Consider the following 2285-nt stretch of genomic DNA (forward strand, 5'->3'; position numbering starts at 1 on the left):
CCTGCTGCTCTTCGCCGTTCTCCGCTTCCTCGTCGTCTTCGTCCTCGGCCTCCTGCGCTTCGGCGCGCAGCAGAGCCTGACGGTCGGCGACCGGGATCTGATAATAGTCGGGATGGATTTCACTGAAGGCGAGAAAACCGTGACGGTTGCCGCCATACTCGACAAAGGCTGCCTGGAGGGAAGGTTCGACGCGGGTTACGCGGGCGAGGTAGATGTTTCCTTTGAGCTGCTTCTTGTCCTGGGATTCAAAGTCGAATTCTTCGATGCGGTTACCGCGAACGACGACAACGCGTGTTTCCTCCGGGTGGGAGGCGTCTATCAGCATCTTGTTGGGCATTATCTTGTTTCCTGCCGGCAGCCGACGGCCGCAGCTGGCGTGGCAATGCCCGCCGCTGTGCGCCTGTATCTGTGTGCATGCCGGATAATTGAATGTCCGCTAGCCGCCGCTTGAGCGCGATGGCGGTGCCGCCCGCAGCCAAGATGGCGCGGTTTGATGCGGACCTTTCCATGATTGCGCTTGAAGCCATCGGCACCCAGCAGAACCTTTTGAACCAAAGCCCGGGCTGAGCCGGACCAGCTTGTTTGCTCACGAAGAGCCGGCGCGGGGCGAACCCGGCCGTTTTCCTCACGCAAGCGATTCCCCCGCCACGGGAGCACGCCTGCGAAAATCGTCGCGACCACATGAGCCTGGAAGGATAAAGGAGCCGCCTTTGCATCCGACCTTTGGCAGGAAACTGCTGAGGCGAGCGGTTCCAGGATTGCAGTGATCCAATGTCGCTTTTATGATTTGGCGGGATGGAAGGCAACCCCGATTTCGGATGCCGGCAAAAAGCGCTTCCGTTGGGGAAGGTGCCATTTGTCCCACCTCATGAAAGGCTTGGTTAACCTTCTCTGAATACCAATCGTTAATCGAATTGGCGGCCTGACGGGCACTCGGCGAGAAGACCGGGCGCAATGCGTCAAACCGGGAGCGACGGACAAGAGATGGGATTGGCGGGCAGCGCGGACAAGAGGGGCAGGGCCGCGGCGCATGCCACGCGCGTGGCCTGGGCCGCTTTGCTGCTGGCGCTGCTGCTTTGTTTCGCGGCCGCCGCGCGCGCCGACGGCCTGCTTGGCGCGACCGGCTACAAGATGGCCGGCGACGCCACCAAGATGCGCATCGTCGTGAATTTCGACAGCGAGCCGAACGTCAAGTGGTTCTTGTTGCGCGGCCCCGATCGCCTGGTCGTCGACCTGCCGCGCACGCGATTCGCCCTTGAGACCAAGGATGTGAAGCCGCGTGGCCTTGTGCGGGCCGTCCGTTACGGCGATCAGGGACATGGCTCGCGACTGATCCTCACCGGCAAGGGTCCTTTCGCCGTCGACAAGCTCGACGTGCTCAAGAATGACGACGGCACCGGCTATCGCATCGCCATCGACATGTCGGCCGCCTCCGAACGGGAGTTCGACGAGGCGCTGGCCAACCAGTCGCTGACCACCGGTTCGACGGTCTCCACCGAGAAAGGCGAGAGGGTCGGCACCGGGCCGGTCTCGGCGCCCGGTCATCGCTTCACCGTGGTGATCGATCCTGGCCATGGCGGCGTCGATGGCGGCGCCGAAAGCTCAGCCGGCACGGTCGAGAAGGACGTCACACTCGCTTTTGCTAAGGAATTGCGCGACAAGCTGGCCGCGGTCGGCAAATACGATGTCTTCATGACCCGCGATGACGACGTCTACCTGGCGCTTGACGAGCGCGTGCGCATCGCGCGCCAGCACGAGGCCGATCTCCTGATCTCGATCCATGCCGATACGATCGCGGTCAAAGGTCTTCGCGGCGCCACGGTCTACACACTTTCGGACAAGGCCTCCGACCCGGAAGCCCAGGCGCTCGCCGATCGCGAGAACCTGTCCGACCAGTTTGCGGGAATGAAGATCGAGGACGACAACAAGGAAGTCACCGACATCCTCATCGACCTGATCCGCCGGGAAACGCATGGCTTCTCGATGAGCTTCGCCCACACGCTGGTCGGCCAATTGTCGACCAGCGTCGGCCTCATCAACAATCCGCAACGCTCGGCCGGCTTCAAGGTGCTCAAGGCTCCGGACGTGCCGTCCGTTCTGGTCGAGCTTGGCTACCTCTCCAACAGCAAGGACGAGGCGCAATTGCTCAGCGCCGACTGGCGCGGCAAGGCCGCGCAAAGCATAACCAACGCGGTCGCCCTGTTTGCCGCTGCCAAGGCCGGAACGGCGACGGGCGGTTGATCCGCCCACGCCCCCACAACCGCTTGGGGTCTGCAACCATAAGC

At 62.7% G+C, this 2285-nt stretch carries 3 protein-coding genes; 2 read left to right on the plus strand and 1 reads right to left on the minus strand.

Going from position 1 to position 2285, the window contains the following annotated elements; all coding sequences use genetic code 11:
- Positions 1–337, minus strand: a 337-nt coding sequence (locus tag EOA27_RS32595; RefSeq protein ID WP_127258307.1) for a S1 RNA-binding domain-containing protein, incomplete at its 3' end; no start/stop codon positions are given.
- A 92-nt stretch (positions 338–429) separates the two neighbouring features.
- Here EOA27_RS32595 and EOA27_RS41140 point away from each other — a divergent pair.
- Together EOA27_RS41140 and EOA27_RS32600 are read left to right on the plus strand one after the other, a co-directional pair.
- A complete protein-coding gene (locus EOA27_RS41140) occupies positions 430–567 on the plus strand; it encodes a hypothetical protein (RefSeq protein WP_189343141.1) in 138 nt (45 codons plus the stop codon).
- 417 nt (positions 568–984) lie between these two features.
- Complete coding sequence (locus EOA27_RS32600) at positions 985–2241, plus strand: N-acetylmuramoyl-L-alanine amidase (protein ID WP_126083817.1); 1257 nt, start codon at positions 985–987, stop codon at positions 2239–2241.
- Positions 2242–2285: the final 44 nt, after the last annotated feature.

This window comes from Mesorhizobium sp. M2A.F.Ca.ET.037.01.1.1, from assembly GCF_003998075.1.
Classification (GTDB): Bacteria; Pseudomonadota; Alphaproteobacteria; order Rhizobiales; family Rhizobiaceae; genus Mesorhizobium.

What these genes read in the sequence shown, in the direction of transcription:
- EOA27_RS41140 (WP_189343141.1), top strand. Translation starts at nt 430, where the DNA reads ATGTCCGCTAGCCGCCGCTTGAGCGCGATGGCGGTGCCGCCCGCAGCC.
- EOA27_RS32600 (WP_126083817.1), top strand. Translation starts at nt 985, where the DNA reads ATGGGATTGGCGGGCAGCGCGGACAAGAGGGGCAGGGCCGCGGCGCAT.